The 14,417-nt window shown below is 73.0% G+C and carries 15 protein-coding genes; 11 read left to right on the top strand and 4 right to left on the bottom strand.

Annotation, left to right across the window (positions count from 1 at the left end; all coding sequences use genetic code 11):
- The first annotated feature begins 5 nt into the window (after positions 1–5).
- From BIV01_RS17070 to BIV01_RS17055, 4 genes are read left to right on the top strand one after another with little or no spacing between them, the layout of a single operon-like run.
- Complete coding sequence (locus tag BIV01_RS17070) at positions 6–506, top strand: ribose-5-phosphate isomerase (RefSeq protein WP_071303632.1); 501 nt, start codon at positions 6–8, stop codon at positions 504–506.
- The gene (locus BIV01_RS17065; RefSeq protein WP_071303631.1) at positions 506–1,297 is read left to right on the top strand and encodes a triose-phosphate isomerase family protein; all 792 of its coding nucleotides are present in this window, start codon (positions 506–508) and stop codon (positions 1,295–1,297) included. The genes BIV01_RS17070 and BIV01_RS17065 overlap by 1 nt, the downstream gene beginning before the upstream one ends.
- On the top strand, positions 1,294–2,127 hold the full coding sequence (locus BIV01_RS17060; RefSeq protein ID WP_071303630.1) for a sugar phosphate isomerase/epimerase family protein: 834 nt from the start codon (positions 1,294–1,296) through the stop codon (positions 2,125–2,127). The genes BIV01_RS17065 and BIV01_RS17060 overlap by 4 nt, the downstream gene beginning before the upstream one ends.
- Positions 2,124–3,041, top strand: a complete 918-nt coding sequence (locus BIV01_RS17055) for a phosphogluconate dehydrogenase C-terminal domain-containing protein (RefSeq protein WP_071303629.1) — start codon at positions 2,124–2,126, stop codon at positions 3,039–3,041. Before BIV01_RS17060 ends, BIV01_RS17055 begins: the two co-directional genes overlap by 4 nt.
- On the opposite strand, the gene BIV01_RS17050 is transcribed toward BIV01_RS17055, so the two are convergent.
- A complete protein-coding gene (locus BIV01_RS17050; RefSeq protein ID WP_071303628.1) occupies positions 3,031–4,695 on the bottom strand; it encodes a hypothetical protein in 1,665 nt (554 codons plus the stop codon). The two genes, BIV01_RS17055 and BIV01_RS17050, sit on opposite strands and share 11 nt — an antisense overlap.
- A gap of 102 nt (positions 4,696–4,797) precedes the next feature.
- Here BIV01_RS17050 and BIV01_RS17045 point away from each other — a divergent pair, with 102 nt between their 5' ends.
- Positions 4,798–5,574, top strand: coding sequence for an SDR family NAD(P)-dependent oxidoreductase (locus BIV01_RS17045; RefSeq protein ID WP_071303627.1), 777 nt, complete (start codon positions 4,798–4,800; stop codon positions 5,572–5,574).
- A 138-nt stretch (positions 5,575–5,712) separates the two neighbouring features.
- Here the strand turns inward: BIV01_RS17045 and BIV01_RS17040 are convergent, their stop codons facing one another.
- Together BIV01_RS17040 and BIV01_RS17035 are read right to left on the bottom strand one after the other, a co-directional pair.
- Positions 5,713–6,675, bottom strand: a complete 963-nt coding sequence (locus BIV01_RS17040) for a DUF1648 domain-containing protein (protein ID WP_071303626.1) — start codon at positions 6,673–6,675, stop codon at positions 5,713–5,715.
- Positions 6,672–7,022 carry a GntR family transcriptional regulator gene (locus tag BIV01_RS17035; RefSeq protein WP_070416454.1) on the bottom strand — a complete coding sequence of 117 codons (351 nt, stop codon included), beginning with the start codon at positions 7,020–7,022 and terminating at the stop codon, positions 6,672–6,674. Before BIV01_RS17035 ends, BIV01_RS17040 begins: the two co-directional genes overlap by 4 nt.
- 235 nt (positions 7,023–7,257) lie before the next feature.
- On the opposite strand from BIV01_RS17035, the gene BIV01_RS17030 reads away from it, so the two are divergent.
- From BIV01_RS17030 to BIV01_RS17020, 3 genes are all read left to right on the top strand, one after another.
- The gene (locus BIV01_RS17030) at positions 7,258–7,437 is read left to right on the top strand and encodes a hypothetical protein (protein ID WP_070416453.1); all 180 of its coding nucleotides are present in this window, start codon (positions 7,258–7,260) and stop codon (positions 7,435–7,437) included.
- A gap of 137 nt (positions 7,438–7,574) precedes the next feature.
- A complete protein-coding gene (locus tag BIV01_RS17025) occupies positions 7,575–8,444 on the top strand; it encodes a helix-turn-helix domain-containing protein (RefSeq protein ID WP_139199535.1) in 870 nt (289 codons plus the stop codon).
- Positions 8,444–9,322 carry an alpha/beta fold hydrolase gene (locus BIV01_RS17020; protein ID WP_071303624.1) on the top strand — a complete coding sequence of 293 codons (879 nt, stop codon included), beginning with the start codon at positions 8,444–8,446 and terminating at the stop codon, positions 9,320–9,322. The genes BIV01_RS17025 and BIV01_RS17020 overlap by 1 nt, the downstream gene beginning before the upstream one ends.
- Here BIV01_RS17020 and pdxR read toward each other — a convergent pair.
- The gene (gene pdxR, locus BIV01_RS17015) at positions 9,309–10,703 is read right to left on the bottom strand and encodes a MocR-like pyridoxine biosynthesis transcription factor PdxR (protein ID WP_175473773.1); all 1,395 of its coding nucleotides are present in this window, start codon (positions 10,701–10,703) and stop codon (positions 9,309–9,311) included. The two genes, BIV01_RS17020 and pdxR, sit on opposite strands and share 14 nt — an antisense overlap.
- Positions 10,704–10,761: 58 nt before the next feature.
- Between pdxR and BIV01_RS17010 the strand changes: the two genes are divergently transcribed.
- The 3 genes from BIV01_RS17010 to rlmN all read left to right on the top strand — a co-directional run bounded on the left by BIV01_RS17010 (position 10,762) and on the right by rlmN (position 13,872).
- Positions 10,762–11,505, top strand: a complete 744-nt coding sequence (locus tag BIV01_RS17010; protein WP_071303623.1) for a pyridoxamine 5'-phosphate oxidase family protein — start codon at positions 10,762–10,764, stop codon at positions 11,503–11,505.
- 179 nt (positions 11,506–11,684) lie between these two features.
- Positions 11,685–12,599: a C40 family peptidase gene (locus BIV01_RS17005; protein WP_071303622.1), complete on the top strand. Its 915-nt coding sequence runs from the start codon at positions 11,685–11,687 to the stop codon at positions 12,597–12,599.
- Between the two features lie 40 nt (positions 12,600–12,639).
- The gene (rlmN, locus tag BIV01_RS17000; RefSeq protein ID WP_070416448.1) at positions 12,640–13,872 is read left to right on the top strand and encodes a 23S rRNA (adenine(2503)-C(2))-methyltransferase RlmN; all 1,233 of its coding nucleotides are present in this window, start codon (positions 12,640–12,642) and stop codon (positions 13,870–13,872) included.
- The last annotated feature ends 545 nt before the right edge of the window (positions 13,873–14,417 follow it).

The raw sequence follows: 14,417 nt of genomic DNA, 5'->3' as shown, positions 1-14,417 counted from the left end.
ACCCCATGACCGAGCAGCAGTTCCGCATCGTCGTCGGCTCCGACGACGCCGGGTTCGACTACAAGGAGATCATCAAGGCCGATCTGCTCGCCGATCCGCGGGTGGAGTCCGTGGTCGACGTGGGCGTCGACGCGGACGGGCACACCGCCTACCCGCACGTCGCCGTCGACGCAGCACGCATGGTGGCGAGCGGCGAGGCGGACCGGGCGATCCTGATCTGCGGCACCGGTCTCGGCGTCGCGATCGCCGCGAACAAGGTCCCCGGCATCCGGGCCGTCACCGCGCACGACTCGTTCAGCGTCGAGCGCTCGATCCTGTCGAACGACGCCCAGGTCCTCTGCATGGGCCAGCGCGTCGTCGGCGTCGAGGTCGCCCGGCGCATGGCGAAGGAGTGGCTCGGCTACACCTTCGACACGTCGTCCGCGAGCGCGGAGAAGGTGCAGGCAATCTGCTCGTACGAAACGAGCACTGCCGACGGGTCGGCCCCGGTCGGGACCGACGCCTGATGCCCGCGTCCACGGCAGCCGCCCCGCTCACGATCGGGGTGTCGCTGAAGATGTACTTCTCCCACGCCCGGACGCTCGAGTGGGCAGCCGCCGTGGCCGACATCGCCCGGACCCACCCCGCGGTGCGGTCCGGCGCCGTCGAGCTCTTCGTCATCCCGACGTTCCCCGCGCTCGTCCCGGTGCGCGAGGTGATCGGGAACGCCCCCGTGACGCTCGGCGCGCAGGACCTGGCTTGGGCGGACACCGGCGCCTTCACCGGCGAGGTGTCCGGTGCGGAGCTGCGCGAGATCGGCGTCGCGCTCGTCGAGATCGCGCACGCGGAGCGGCGCTCCCTGTTCCACGAGACGGACGAGGAGATCGCCGGGAAGGTGCACGCCGCCTTCCGCAACCGCCTGCGGCCCCTGATCTGCGTCGGGGAGACCACTCGCGCCTCCAGTGAGACCGCCGTGGCGGACGTGACCGCGCAGCTCGACCGGTTCCTGGCGACCGCGACCGCGGACGGTCTCTCCGGGCCGGTCGTCGCGGCGTACGAACCCGTGTGGGCGATCGGCGCCCCGGCGCCCGCGCCCGACGAGCACATCGTCGCGGTCCTCGCCGGGATCGAGGAGCACCTCGCCTCCCGACCGGAGCTCGCCGGCTCCGTCGCGATCTACGGCGGCAGCGCCGGACCGGGCCTGCTCACCCGTGGGCGGGGGCGCATCGGCGGGCTGTTCCTCGGACGGTTCGCCCACGACCCCGCCGCGATCCGGACCATCCTCGACGAAGCCGGGCAGCTGGGGGCGACCGCATGACCTCCCTGCTCGGCCTCTCCACCTACGCCTACTTCTGGCGCATGTCCGACCGCGTGCCGGAACCGATGTCGCTCGACGACGCGATGCGGGACGCGGCGGCGCACGACGGTGTCGACCTCTTCCAGATCTGCGACCACCTGCCGCTCGACACCGCCTCGGACGACCGACTGGCCGCGATCCGGGCACTGGCCGACGAGCTCGGCCTCGCGCTCGAGGTCGGCACCCGTGGGACCCACCCGGAGCACCTCGCGCGGTACCTGCACGTCGCGCAGGCGCTCGGTGCGACCCTCGTGCGGAGCATGTGGACGAGCGGCGACGACCAGCCCGACGCCCTCGAGACCGAACGCCGACTGCGCCAGGCGCTCCCCGCGTACGAGGCCGCCGGGGTGACGCTCGCGCTCGAGACCTACGAGGTCGTCGCCACCGAGGACCTCGTCGCCGTCGTCCGGGCCGTCGGCTCCGACCACCTCGGGATCTGCCTCGACCCGGCGAACACCGTCGCGCGGCTGGAGCACCCCGCCGACGTGGTCGCCGCGGCCGCCCCGTACACCCGCAACTGGCACGTCAAGGACTCCGGGTTCACCCGCTCACCGGGCTGGGTCGGGTTCCAGTACACCGGCGTCCGTACCGGCACCGGTCTCCTCGACTACGACGCCGTCCGCGCCGCGATCGACCCCGACGCACGGGGCATCAACCGCGTGGTCGAGTTCTGGCTGCCCTGGCAGGACGAGGCCCTCGGCAGCACGGGCGACCCGGCACAGACCACCACCCGCATCGAGGCGGCGTGGACCGAACACACCATCGAGTACATCAGGAGCAAGGAATCATGACCGACACCGTCACCACCCCCCACACCGTCGCTGCCGGATCCGGTACGGCCGACGTCACCGTCGCCGTGATCGGTGCCGGCGGCAAGATGGGCACCCGCGTCTCGAACAACTTCGCCAAGAGCGAGTACACGACGCTCTACAGCGAGGCCTCGCCCGCCGGGCAGGAGCGCATCGAGGCCCTCGGCCGGTCGCTCACCGACAGCGTCGAGGCCGCCAAGGTCGCCGACGTCGTGATCCTCGCCGTGCCGGACGTCCTGCTCGGCAGCATCTCCGAGCAGCTCGTCCCCGTCATGAAGTCGGGTGCCAGCATCCTGACCCTCGACCCGGCCGCCGCCTACGCAGGGCTGCTCGCGAAGCGCGAGGACATCCACTACGCCGTGGCGCACCCGTGCCACCCGTCGGTGTTCCTCGAGCGCACCACCAAGGAGGAGTGGGACGACACCTTCGGTGGCATCGCCGCCCCGCAGGAGGTCATCGCCGCCTTCGACGCGTCGGAGTCGCTCGGCGACGAGGGTGACGCCGCCAAGGCGATCGCCGAGGCCGTCATCACGACCATGTACGCGCCCGTCATCCAGGTGCACTGGGTCACGGTGAAGCAGCTCGCCGTCCTCGAGCCGACGCTCGTCGAGACCATCGCCTGCATGATCGGCGACTTCCTCAACGACGCCCTCGAGGAGACCGTCACCGGTGTCGGCGTGCCCCGCGAGGCCGCCCGCGCGATGCTCTACGGTCACACCTGGATCGCGTTGACCAACGGCCTGCGCGGCTCGAACCCGTTCTCGGACGCCTGCCACATCGCGATGGGCTACGGGCGCGAGAAGCTCATCAAGGAGGACTGGAAGCAGGTCTTCGACGACAGCGAGCTCGACAGCGTCATCGCCAAGATGCTCAAGATCGACGCCGTCAAGCGCTGATCGATACCCGAGACCGGAACGCCCCGCCGACCCCCTTCCGGCGGGGCGTTCCCCTCGGTCCCCACACCTCGGCGAGTGTGATCGAGGCGACTCCCGGCACCGTGAGCGCCTGCACGGCCGCGGCGAACCACGCGGCGGCGGCGGCGGAGTGCTGCTGCGGATCCGTCGCGTCCGGCACGGACTGCGGCCCGTAGCCGGCCTCGACCGACGCGTCGGTCACGGCCCGACGCGGCGACGTCGCCACGGCGTTGAACCGCGGACGCAGCGTCACCGGCCCGACGTGGAGCGGCCTGCCGGCGGCCAGCCTGGAGGCGCTCATCGCCACCCAGCGCTGCATCCGGATCGACTCGGTCACCTGGGCACGACTGCGGTCGTGCATCTGCGGCGTCACGCTGAACGTGAGCGGACCGTCCCAGTCGCCGAACAGGTCGATCGTGCGGTTCAGCTCGGTGAAGTGCGCGCGTGTCCCCGCCACGACGTCGAGTCCCTCGTGTGCGGCCGCTGCCTCTCGGAGCGCCCGCTGCAGCGCCGTGGTCGTCACGTGCGACGACGGGTCGAACGCGCCGATGCGCACCACCGGCCCGGACGCCAGGACCTCGTCGACCGCGGCGCGCAGCAGGGCCGGGTCGTCGGTGACGAACCGCACGTCGAGCGGCGCGCCTCGGGCGTCCCGCCGGGCGGAGGCGAGCACCGCTCGGGCGTCCCGCCGGGCGGAGGCGAGCACCGCGGCGACGTCGGGGTCGCCGAGGACGGGCTCGACGAGGATCGGCACGCCGCCGGGGAGTGCCGCGTCGTCCGGGCGCGCAGCGGCCGGGGCGGAGGCGGCCAGCAGCTGGAGGGTCGGGGGCGGGGTGACCACGGAGGTCGGGGCCGGCCCGTCGAGCGCGGCGAGGTCCGGGGCGGGGGAGGGCGCGCCTCCCGGTCGTCGCACCGCGCGCAGCGTGAGCGCCTGGTGGACGACGGCACCGGCGTCGAGCGCGACGGGGAAGGGCTCGGCCAGCGGCGTCGAGTAGGTCTTGAACGACGCGTCGGTCCAGTTGCGCTGGTCCTCCATCTCGAACACGTCGCCGGTGAGGTCGAGCGTGCAGTCCGTGCCGCCGGTCGTCCAGGCGTACCCGGCGACGTCGGTCGCGGGTTGGTGCGGGGCGATCCACAGCGGGAACGTGTGCGCCGTGGCGGGCACTGCCGGGTGACGGACCGTGAACGGGGTGCCGGCGAGGGTCGGCGGGTGCAGGACGACCAGGCCGATGCGGTTGCGGCGGAACGGCGCCGTCGTGGTGGCGGTCGCGTCGACGTGCAGGGTGTCGCCGTCGATCGTGAGGTCGAGGGTGGTGCGGAGGACCTCGGCGCCGTCGAAGGCGCTCGTCACCTCGATGCGGGCGCGGGCGCGGGCCCGCGCGTGCCCGTGTTCGTCGGTCGCGTCGGCTTCGGCTTCGGCTTCGGCCTCGGCGGCGGCGTCGGTCGTCCGGCGGGTGACGGTGTCGTCCGCGGTGCGCCAGTCCTGGTCGCGGGTGACGAACCGGATGCCGCGCAGCACCGGCACCCCGTCGTGACTGACGTCGGCGAGCTCGGCGCCGCGGAGGGTCACCCGCCACGGTCCGACGGCGAGCACGTCCTCGGCGGTCGAGTCCGCCCACGCACCGTCGTCGGTCATGTCCCTTTGCTACCAGTCGGTCAACCGGTTGCGCAATGATGTGTCCAGGAGCGACGTCGCTCCGAGGACGGGGCACTGCCGCCCCGAGGACGGAGCGCAGGCATGGCCGGACGACTGACCGGGAAGACCGCCCTGGTGACCGGGGCCGGATCGGGGATCGGGCGGGCCATCGCGGACCGGTTCGTGGCCGAGGGGGCGCGGGTCGTGTACGCGGACCGGGACGCCGCTGCTGCCACTGCTGCTGCTGCATCTGCGTCCACGGCTGCCACTGCCGACTCGGCGATCGCGCTCACCGTGGACATCGCGGACGAGTCGAGCGTCGCGGCCGGCTTCGCCACCCTGGTCGCCCGCGGCGCCGTGCCGGACGTCGTCGTCGCCAACGCCGGCGTGCAGCTCTTCGGCCACGACGCCAAGGTCGCCGACGTCTCGCTCGAGACCTGGAACCGCACGCTCGCGGTGAACCTGACCGGCACCTTCCTCACCGTGAAGCACGCCGTCCGGGCGATGCTCGCGGCCGGTGGCGGCGGGTCCGTCATCGTGACGGGGTCGCCGACCGGCCTGAACGGCGAGGGTGCCGACTTCGCCGCCTACTCGTCCACGAAGGGCGGCGTCCACGCGCTCGTCCGGGCGACCGCGATGGCCTACGCCCGTGACGGCATCCGCGCCAACACCGTCGTGCCGGGCTACACCGAGACGGCGCTCGTCCAGGCGATCTCGGGCGACCCCGAGTCCCGCGCGGCGATCGTGTCCCGGACGCCGCTCGGCCGGGCGGGGACCCCGGACGACGTCACCGGCATCATGGTGTACCTCGCGAGCGACGAGTCGTCCTACGCCACCGGCGCGCTCTTCCGCGTCGACGGCGGCATGACGAGCCTGTAGCGCCGCGCCGCGCCGCGCCCCCCCCCCCCGCGCCCCGCTCCCGCGCCCCGCCGCGCTGCTCGATGGTGAGCAGAAATGGTCGGGTCCGCTCGACCGACCCGACCATTCCTGCTCACGAAGAGCGCACGCGCCCCGGGGTCAGGCGTGCCCGCGTGCCGCGAGCAGCGCGCCGAGCGCCGCCGCACCGCGCTCGGCATCGGCGACCGTGACCACCCGCGCTCCGCCGCCCCGGAGCCGGACGACGAGCCCCGGCCCCGAACGGACCACGTACGCCACACCCCGGCCGGAGATCCGGTAGCCCCACCCGCCCCACTGCCCGGGCGACACCTGCTCCCACCCGCACGACTCGATGCGGTCGAGCGGGACCCGCACGAGGGGGATCCGCGTCCACGTCGAGGTCAGCCGGAGGCCGCGTCGATCGACCGTGCACTCGACCCGCGCGAGCACCGCCACCGCGATCCCGGCGAGGACGAGCAGCCCGCCCGACACCGCGGCCGCGCCGATGTCGCCGGACGCCGACGCGGTGGCCCAGGCCGCGACGACGCCGCCGACGACGAGGACCACGCCGAGCCCCGCGAACCAGGGGCTGCCGACCCGTGCACGCCAGGCGACCCGGGCGTCCGTCGGGACGTCCAACGGAGGGACGTCGTGCGCGGGGACCGGCGCTGCCGTCCGGACGAGCGCGATCGTCGGCGGCACCGCCACGGCGACACCGACCGCGAGCGTGAGGGCGGCCCACCACACCGGGAACGTCGGGTCGTCGACGCGGTTCACGATCGCCTCGGCGATCCACGCGGTCGCGACGGACCCGCTCAGGAGGTTCGCCACCAGCAGCAGGGTCGCCCACGTCCGTCGGTCGCTGCGTCCGAGCGCCACCACCGCGAGTCCGGCGGCGACCAGGGCCACCACGAGGGACCCCCAGAAGAACGGCCACGGCGACCCCCAGGCGTCGGCGACACCGTCCGCGCCGAAGTGCGTCGCCACCCGTGCCGGCAGCGCGGGTCCGAGCGTGAGCGCCGTGACGACCAGCGCGACGGCCACCGCCGCGCTCGGTCCCACCACGGCCAGTCGTGCGCCGGTCCCCATCGTCCGAGTCGTCATCGTGCCCCCTTGATCATCGCGTACAGGTCGTCGAGCGGGACCCCGAGGGTCTCCGCCTGCTCACGGAGCTCCACCACCAGCGACCGCAGCCGGTCGAACGACGCGTTGCCCGACCGCAGCACCGTGGCGCCGCGGCCCCGGCGCAGCTCGATGAGCCCGTCGTCCTGCAGCTGGGCGTAGGCCCGCAGCACCGTGTGCATGTTGACGTCGACGGCGGCCGCGAGTTCGCGCGCGGACGGCAGCCGCTCGCCGTTCCGGAACTCGCCGCGGGCGATCGCGTGCCGGATCTGGGCGGCCACCTGGTCCGCGAGCGATGCCCGCGCTCCGGGGTCGACGGTGATCAACATGTTTGCATTGTATGCGAACAATCCAGTCCGTGCCGACAGCGGTCCGTCCGGATAGCGCGGGCTGGGTGTCCGGTCCACGTGGGCTGTCCGGCACGCGCGTACCGTCGCTGGAGAAGACGGCATCGATCCGCGTCCTCCCGACGCTCCGATGGCACCTCCTTGACCCTGAGGCCGTTCTGGACGTCGGCATCCACGAGGCCGAGGCGGAGCCGGGCTCGCGAGCAGGGAGCACGCCATGAGCAGCCAGGAACTGAGCAGCTACGAGTCGAACGCCGACGTCCAGCCGGTGCGGGTGACCACGTACCGACACCTCCGACGGGCCACACGCCGCGGTTGGGCCGTCCCCGTCGAGTCCGAGCCGTCGCTCGCCGACCTCGTCGGGGAGCGATCGCCTGGTGGTCCGGAGCGACGGTGATCCCCGCGGCGGACCGGCCGCCGGCGGAGTCCTCGACCGCGGAGGTCCGTCGGACCTCTGTCCGGGAAGTCCTCCAGAGCGGCACCGACCCCGATGAAGCACTCGAGTTCTACCGCGGCGTGTACGACGGTCACGACATGGCCTTCGCCCCCTCCTCGTCGCCGTTCGGCTTCCGCTACCGCGCCACCGGGGACGGCCGCCTGAGCCTCCGGACGTCGTCGGTGTCCGCCGCACGGTCCGGCTTCCTCGCACCCGAACGGCAGTACCTGCTGGCGTGGTCGGTCGAGGGCGGCATCGTGGTGGACGACGACGTGCTCCTCCGCGCCGGCGTGCCCGTGATGTACCCGGCCGGACGCCCCTTCCACGTCTCGGCACCGGCAGGGACGAAGCACCTCGTGCACTTCGACGCGGACTTCCTCGAGGCCGTCGCGGTCGTGGGCACCGACGCCGCCCCCGTGCCCCTCGCCTTCCCCGTGACCGTGTCCGCCGAACGCCTCGCGCCGCTGCAGGCCGTGCTGCGCGAGGTCGCCCGTCCGCTGCTCGACGTCGCCGTGGTCGACGCCGACCGGGCCGCGCTCGACCTGCGGCTCGCCGAGGCGGTGCTCGGCGCCTTCCGCTCTGATGCCGACCGCCGGGGGACCGCTGCGCCCGCCGGGACGGTCGAACGTGCGAAGGCGTTCATGTACGCGCACTTCGACCGGACCATCGCCGCCACCGACATCGCCGCCGCGGCCGAGGTCAGCGTCCGGACCCTGCAGGAGGGGTTCCAACGGCGCGAGGGCAGCACCCCGATGGCGTACCTCCGCGACCTGCGCCTCGAGAAGGCCCGCCTCGGCCTGCAGCTCGCGGACCCCCGCGAGACCTCCGTGGCCACAGTCGCGCACTCCTGCGGCTTCCGGCACATGGGGCGCTTCTCGGGTTCGTACTTCTCGATGTACGGCGAGTACCCGGGGGACACCCTCCGCGGTCGGAGACGACTCATCGCCGCCGCGGATATCGTCGGGTGATGCCACCAGAGACGCGTCCCGTCGTCACCGACGACACCGAGTTCGCCGTCCGCGGCGCGGGCGCTCCCGTCCTCGTCGTGCACGGCACCCCCGGCGGGATCGACGTCGCCGAGATCATGGCGCGGTTCCTGCCGTCCGCCGACTTCCGTGTCGTCACGCTCTCACGTCCCGGGTACCTCGGCACCCGGGTCCGACCCGGCCACGACTCGCTCGACGACGAGGCCGATCGGTACGCCGAGGTCCTCGACGCGCTCGGCATCGACCGCGTGGCGGTGCTCGCCTGGTCGGGCGGAGCCCCTGCCGCCTACCGGTTCGCCGTCCGCCACCCCGATCGGGTGCACTCCCTCGTCGTGGCGGCCGGACTGACCGGTCCCTGGACGCCCCCGGAGGTCTCCGCACCGGAGCGCCTGGTCGGCGGCACCCTCCTCGGTGCCGCGCTCGCCCGGGCCGCCGCGCGACTGGTGCCCGGCGTCGTCGTGCGCCTCGCGGTCTCGGGCGTGAGCTCGCTGCGCGGTCGACGGCTCCGCGAGCACGTCCGCGGGATCCTGCGCGACCCGGAGCGTCGCACGTTCCTGCTCGACCTCGCCCGCACCGGCAACACCGCGGGCCCGCACCGTGCCGGGTGGGAGGCCGACGTCCGGAACCTCGGCGCGGTCACCGACCTCGACCTCGGAGCCGTCCGGGCCCCGACGCTGCTCCTGCACGGTGACGCGGACGTCGACGTCCCGCCGTCCAACAGCGTCCGGGCGGCGGACGAGGTCCCGGGCGCGGAGCTCCTCGTCCTGCCCGGCGGCACCCACTTCGCGCTCTGGGACCACCCGGACGCCAGCGCCGTGCAGGACCGGGTGCGGGCCCACCTGCGGCTCAGTCGCCCCTGACCCGCAGGACCTCGAGCAGGACGTCGAGTGCGCGATCGAGCTGCGGCAGCGTCAGCGCGCCGTAGCCCAGGACGATCCCCGCCGGTGCGCTCCCCGGCGACACCTCGTACTCCTCCAGCGCGCTCACCAGCACACCGGACCGCGCCATCCGGGCGACCACGTCGCGCCCCGCCGCCCGACCCGACCACGTCAGGACCGCGTGCAGCCCGCCGTCCAGGGCACGCGCCTCCAGGCCCGCGACCGCTGCGACGCGCGTCGCGACCCGCTCGCGCCGGTGCGTGTAGTCCCGGCGCACGCGGCCGAGGTGACGGCGGAGGGCGCCCGTGCGGAGGAGGTGCGCGAGCGCGATCTGCACGGGTTCCGCCACCACGGGTCCGCGAGCGAGGCGCGAGGCGGCGACGGCCTCGTGCACCGGCCCCGGTGGCAGGACCACGTAGCTGCAGCGCAGCCGTGGATCGAGGGTCTTCGAGAACCCGCCGACGTGCACCACGACGCCCGTCGCGTCGAGTGCCGCCAGCGCCGGGACGGGGGAGCCGCGGTGCCGGAACTCCGAGTCGTAGTCGTCCTCGACCACGACCGCCCCGGTGCGTGTCGCCCAGTCGAGCAGGCTGAGCCGTCGTGCCACCGGCATCACCGAGCCGAGCGGGTACTGGTGCGTCGGCGTGACGATGACCGCGTCCACCGGGCCGATGCGGCCGAGGACGTCGACGTCGATCCCGTCGCCGTCCACCGGGACACCCACGAGGGTGGCTCCGGCGCTCGTCATCGCCCGACGTCCGGAGCGGTAGCCGGGATCCTCGACGGCGACGACCGGCGCCCGACCCAGGCGGTTCCGGAGTCCCTCGGTGACGAGCGAGAGCGCCTCGGCCGTGCCGGCGGTGACCACGACCCGGCCGATCTCCGGCGCGAACCCGCGAGCGAGGCCGAGCTGGGCAGCGATCTGCGCGCGGAGCTCCGGGAGGCCGGCCGGGTCGGACAGTGCGTTGCGGAGCGGGGCGTCCGCAGCGGCGCGCCAGGCGGCCCGCCAGTCGCGGGCGGCGATCGCCGTCACGGCGGGGATCCCGGGGCGGGCGTCGAGGAGGTCCGCGCCGGTGCTCGCCGAGCCGTCCGCGTGCCCCGTCGCGTCGCGCGCAGTGTGCTCGGTGGGCCAGTGGCCCGCACCGACCCCCGCCGCCACCCGCGCCACCGCACCCTGCCGCGTCCGGATCCACCCCTCGCCGTCGAGTTGCTCGTACGCCGCGACCACCGTCCCCCGCGCCACCCCCAGCTCCGCCGCGAGGACGCGGGTCGACGGCACTGCGTCGCCGGCCACCAGCGTCCCGTCCTGCACCATCGCCCGGACGCGCGCGACGACCCCGGCGGTCTTCCCGAACTGGTCCACCTGAGCACTCCCGATCTGGTCCACGAACCGGACCGGTCCTGACCCTAGCGTTGCCCGCATGCGCACCACGAGCCTCCCGTCCGACCCCGCCGTCCCGTCGCTGGCCGTCCGCCGTCTCCGCGACCGCCAGTCCCACGACGCCGCCGACCTCGACGCGATCCTCGCCGAGGCGATCGTCGCGCACGTCGGCTTCGTCCGCGACGGACACCCGCTCGTCCTGCCGTTCCTCTGCGGCGTCGGCGACCTCGGCGCCGGCCGCGTCCTGCTCCTGCACGGCTCGACCGGCGGCGGTCTCTTCCTCGACGCCGGCGCCGCGGGAGTCCCCGTCAGCGCCACGGTGACCCACGTCGACGGCCTGGTGTTCGCACGCTCGACCTTCGACAGCTCCGCGAACTACCGCAGCGCCGTGGTCGTCGGCAACGCCACCGTGGTGCCGGACGACCTGCGGACCGAAGCGCTCTGGCAGGTCGCCGACCACCTCATGCCCGGACGCCGCGACGAGGTCCGCGAGATGACCGCCAAGGAGGTCCGTGCCACCCAGGTCCTCCAGCTGCCCCTCGAGCACGCGAGCGTGAAGATCCGCGCCGCCGGCGTCGGCGAGTCGGTCGACGACGCCGAGGACCACGCGGTCTGGGCGGGCATCCTCCCGCTCGCGGTCACCGCCGGGGCGCCGCTCCCGGGGGACATCTCGGGGGACGCGCCGGTCGACGAGTCGGTGCGCGCCCTGGCGGCCCGCCTCGACGACCTGGCACGGGCTCGGGAGGCGCGGATCGCCGCCGTCATGCGGCCCACCCCCGCCTGAGCCGCGTCCGGAGCGGTGCGGGCCGGTTCTGAACGGGCTGCGAGGAACGCCCGAGCCTGTGACGAACTGCAGGAACCCGCGGCGAGTGCCCAGTGGGGCCCAGGTTCGTGACCAATACGTTATCTTCCCGAGTCGCCTCGTCATCTGCTCGGGCCGGCTCGTCCGACCCGGAAGGAACCATGGGACGCCACGCACTGCCCGCAGCCCCCGACGGCGCGGCCACCACCGAAGCCGTCGAACTGCGCCGTCCCCGCGGACGTCGTTCCGCGTTCGGCCCCGCCGTGGCCCGCTCGACCTTCGTGGAGCACGAGAAGCCGGCGCGCAGCGTGTCCCTGTCGAACACCCGCCCGGTCGCCTCGACGGCCGTCGCCGGAGCGGCCGTGCTGTCCCGGTCCGCAGCGCTCCGCGCCGAACGGGCGGTCGACCCGCGGCACGTCCGCCGGGCTGCCAACGCGAAGCGCGCAGCGGTGCTCCTCGCGCCCGCACTGGCCATCACCTCGAGCCTGACGCTCGCGGTCCCGGCGAACGCCGCGACCCCGTCGACCGACGCGCACCACGGGACGACCACCTCGCAGCACACGCAGACCTACACCGTCGCGCGGGACGTCGAGGTCCCCGTGGTGTCAACCGACGGCATGACGACGACCACGACCGTGGTGTCCTACCCGACGATCGTGACGAAGTTCGGCGTCAGCACCCAGCAGGCGGAGGACGCGATCTCGAAGGTCCTCTCCGCCGGTGGCGACCGGGCGACCGTGGTCTCCACCGCCCTGCAGTACATGGGCGACCCGTACGTCGAGGGCGGCGCGAGCCACGAGGGCATCGACTGCTCCGGCTTGACGATGGTCGCGTACGCGGCCGTCGGGATCCCGCTCGTGCACTACGTCCCGACGCAGGACGCCGCCGCGACGACGATCCCGGAGTCCGAGGCGCAGCCCGGCGACCTCGTCGTGTACGACAACGAGGACCACGTCGGCATCTTCCTCGGCGACGGATTGGTGCTCCAGGCGCCGCACCCCGGCGCGGTCGTCGACATCGTGCCGATGTACTCCGCGGCGCACCACTTCGCCCGGGTGCTCCCCGCCGGCAGCTGACCGGCACCCGCGGGGCGTCGTCGTCCCGTAAACTGGAGTGATGGCCTCCGAGACCCGCACCCCCTTCGAAGAGCAGCGCTCTGCTCGTCCGCAGGTGCGTCCGCGCACCGAGGGCTGGACGCAGGCCACCGGGACCGACGGCCGGCCGCTGCTGCAGTTCGCGTCCCCGAAGCGTGGCAAGCCGCCCGTGCACCTCGCCGACATGACGGTCGCCGAGCGCGAGGCGAAGGTCGTCGAGCTGGGGCTGCCGAAGTTCCGCGCCAAGCAGCTCTCGACTCACTACTTCACGCACTACACGTCCGACCCCGCGCAGATGACCGACCTGCCGGCCGCCCAGCGTGAGGAACTCGTGGCGGGCATGCTCCCGCCCCTCCTCACCGAGACCCGTCGTCTGGCGACGGACAAGGGCGACACGATCAAGTTCCTCTGGAAGCTCCACGACGGGGCGCTGGTCGAGTCGGTGCTCATGCGGTACCCGGGGCGCATCACGCTCTGCGTCTCGTCCCAGGCGGGGTGCGGGATGAACTGCCCGTTCTGCGCGACCGGGCAGGCCGGGCTGACCCGGAACATGTCCACGGCCGAGATCATCGAGCAGATCGTCCGTGCCAACGCCGCCATCGCCGCGGGGGAGCTCGGCGGTGATCCCCGCAAGGGCGGGAAGGACCGCGTCGACGCCGAGCGCGTCACGAACATCGTGTTCATGGGCATGGGGGAGCCGCTCGCGAACTACAAGCGCGTGATGGACGCCGTGCGGATCATGGTCGCGCCGCAACCGAACGGCCTCGGCATGAGCGCCCGCGGCATCACCGTGTCGACCGTGGGGCTCGTCCCCGCGATCAACAAGCTCGCCGACGAGGACATCCCCGTCACCTTCGCGCTCTCCCTGCACGCGCCCGACGACGAACTCCGCGACGAGCTCATCCCGGTGAACTCGAAGTGGAAGGCGGACGAGGCGATCGACGCCGCCCACAACTACTTCGTCAAGACAGGCCGACGTGTCTCGATCGAGTACGCGCTCATCAAGGACATGAACGACCACGCGTGGCGTGCCGACCTGCTCGCCGAGAAGCTGAACAAGCGCGGCAAGGGGTGGGTGCACGTGAACCCGATCCCGCTCAACCCGACGCCCGGCTCGGTCTGGACCTCCTCCGAGGTCCACGTGCAGGACGAGTTCGTCCGCCGACTCAACGCCGCCGGCATCCCGACGACCCTCCGCGACACCCGCGGCAAGGAGATCGACGGTGCGTGCGGGCAGTTGGCTGCGGCCGAGTAGGTCGGTCCGGTTCGGTCCGGTTCGGGCCGGTTCGGTTCGTTCGGGAGGCACGGTGCGGGTTCGCACCGTGCCTTCCGTCGTTCTCGGCGCGGGTCGGCTCGGCCCGCACCGCGCGATCCGCGTGTTTCCGGGCCTCGCAGACCCGACACGCCCGGGATGTGGCCCGGGTTGGTGCTGCCGTTCACCTCTGCGTAAAGTAATCACTCGTTGCCGCTGAGGCGGAGAACGGAACGGCCGAGACGGTCACCTGGTCACAGACCCGGAGATCTTGTCCACCACGGTTCTTCCCCGGGCAACGAAAGCCAAAAGCCTCTCTGGCGGAACCTCTTTCGGGGTCGAGTGGGGAGTGCGTCTGGTCCTTGAGAACTCAACAGCGTGCACATTGTCAATGCCAATTTATTGACCCCGTGCGTGATCAGCTTCGGTTGTGATCGTCGGAGACAATTCCTTTTGGATTGAAGATTGTCAGTAGACAGTCAACAGTCAGAATCAACTCGCTGACGCTTTCGGGTGTTGGTTGTAATTTTTTTACGGAGAGTTTGATC

It is taken from the genome of Curtobacterium sp. MCBA15_013, from assembly GCF_001865095.1.
Lineage (GTDB): Bacteria > Actinomycetota > Actinomycetes > Actinomycetales > Microbacteriaceae > Curtobacterium.
This window is presented reverse-complemented; position numbering and strand designations above follow the sequence as displayed.

Coding starts and splice junctions, on each gene's coding strand:
- rlmN (WP_070416448.1), top strand. CDS start 12,640: ATGGCCTCCGAGACCCGCACCCCCTTCGAAGAGCAGCGCTCTGCTCGT.
- BIV01_RS17025 (WP_139199535.1), top strand. CDS start 7,575: ATGGCCTTCGCCCCCTCCTCGTCGCCGTTCGGCTTCCGCTACCGCGCC.
- BIV01_RS17055 (WP_071303629.1), top strand. CDS start 2,124: ATGACCGACACCGTCACCACCCCCCACACCGTCGCTGCCGGATCCGGT.
- BIV01_RS17070 (WP_071303632.1), top strand. CDS start 6: ATGACCGAGCAGCAGTTCCGCATCGTCGTCGGCTCCGACGACGCCGGG.
- BIV01_RS17040 (WP_071303626.1), bottom strand. CDS start 6,675: ATGACGACTCGGACGATGGGGACCGGCGCACGACTGGCCGTGGTGGGA.
- BIV01_RS17005 (WP_071303622.1), top strand. CDS start 11,685: ATGGGACGCCACGCACTGCCCGCAGCCCCCGACGGCGCGGCCACCACC.
- BIV01_RS17065 (WP_071303631.1), top strand. CDS start 506: ATGCCCGCGTCCACGGCAGCCGCCCCGCTCACGATCGGGGTGTCGCTG.
- BIV01_RS17010 (WP_071303623.1), top strand. CDS start 10,762: ATGCGCACCACGAGCCTCCCGTCCGACCCCGCCGTCCCGTCGCTGGCC.
- BIV01_RS17050 (WP_071303628.1), bottom strand. CDS start 4,695: ATGACCGACGACGGTGCGTGGGCGGACTCGACCGCCGAGGACGTGCTC.
- BIV01_RS17030 (WP_070416453.1), top strand. CDS start 7,258: ATGAGCAGCCAGGAACTGAGCAGCTACGAGTCGAACGCCGACGTCCAG.
- BIV01_RS17020 (WP_071303624.1), top strand. CDS start 8,444: ATGCCACCAGAGACGCGTCCCGTCGTCACCGACGACACCGAGTTCGCC.
- BIV01_RS17060 (WP_071303630.1), top strand. CDS start 1,294: ATGACCTCCCTGCTCGGCCTCTCCACCTACGCCTACTTCTGGCGCATG.
- BIV01_RS17045 (WP_071303627.1), top strand. CDS start 4,798: ATGGCCGGACGACTGACCGGGAAGACCGCCCTGGTGACCGGGGCCGGA.
- BIV01_RS17035 (WP_070416454.1), bottom strand. CDS start 7,022: ATGTTGATCACCGTCGACCCCGGAGCGCGGGCATCGCTCGCGGACCAG.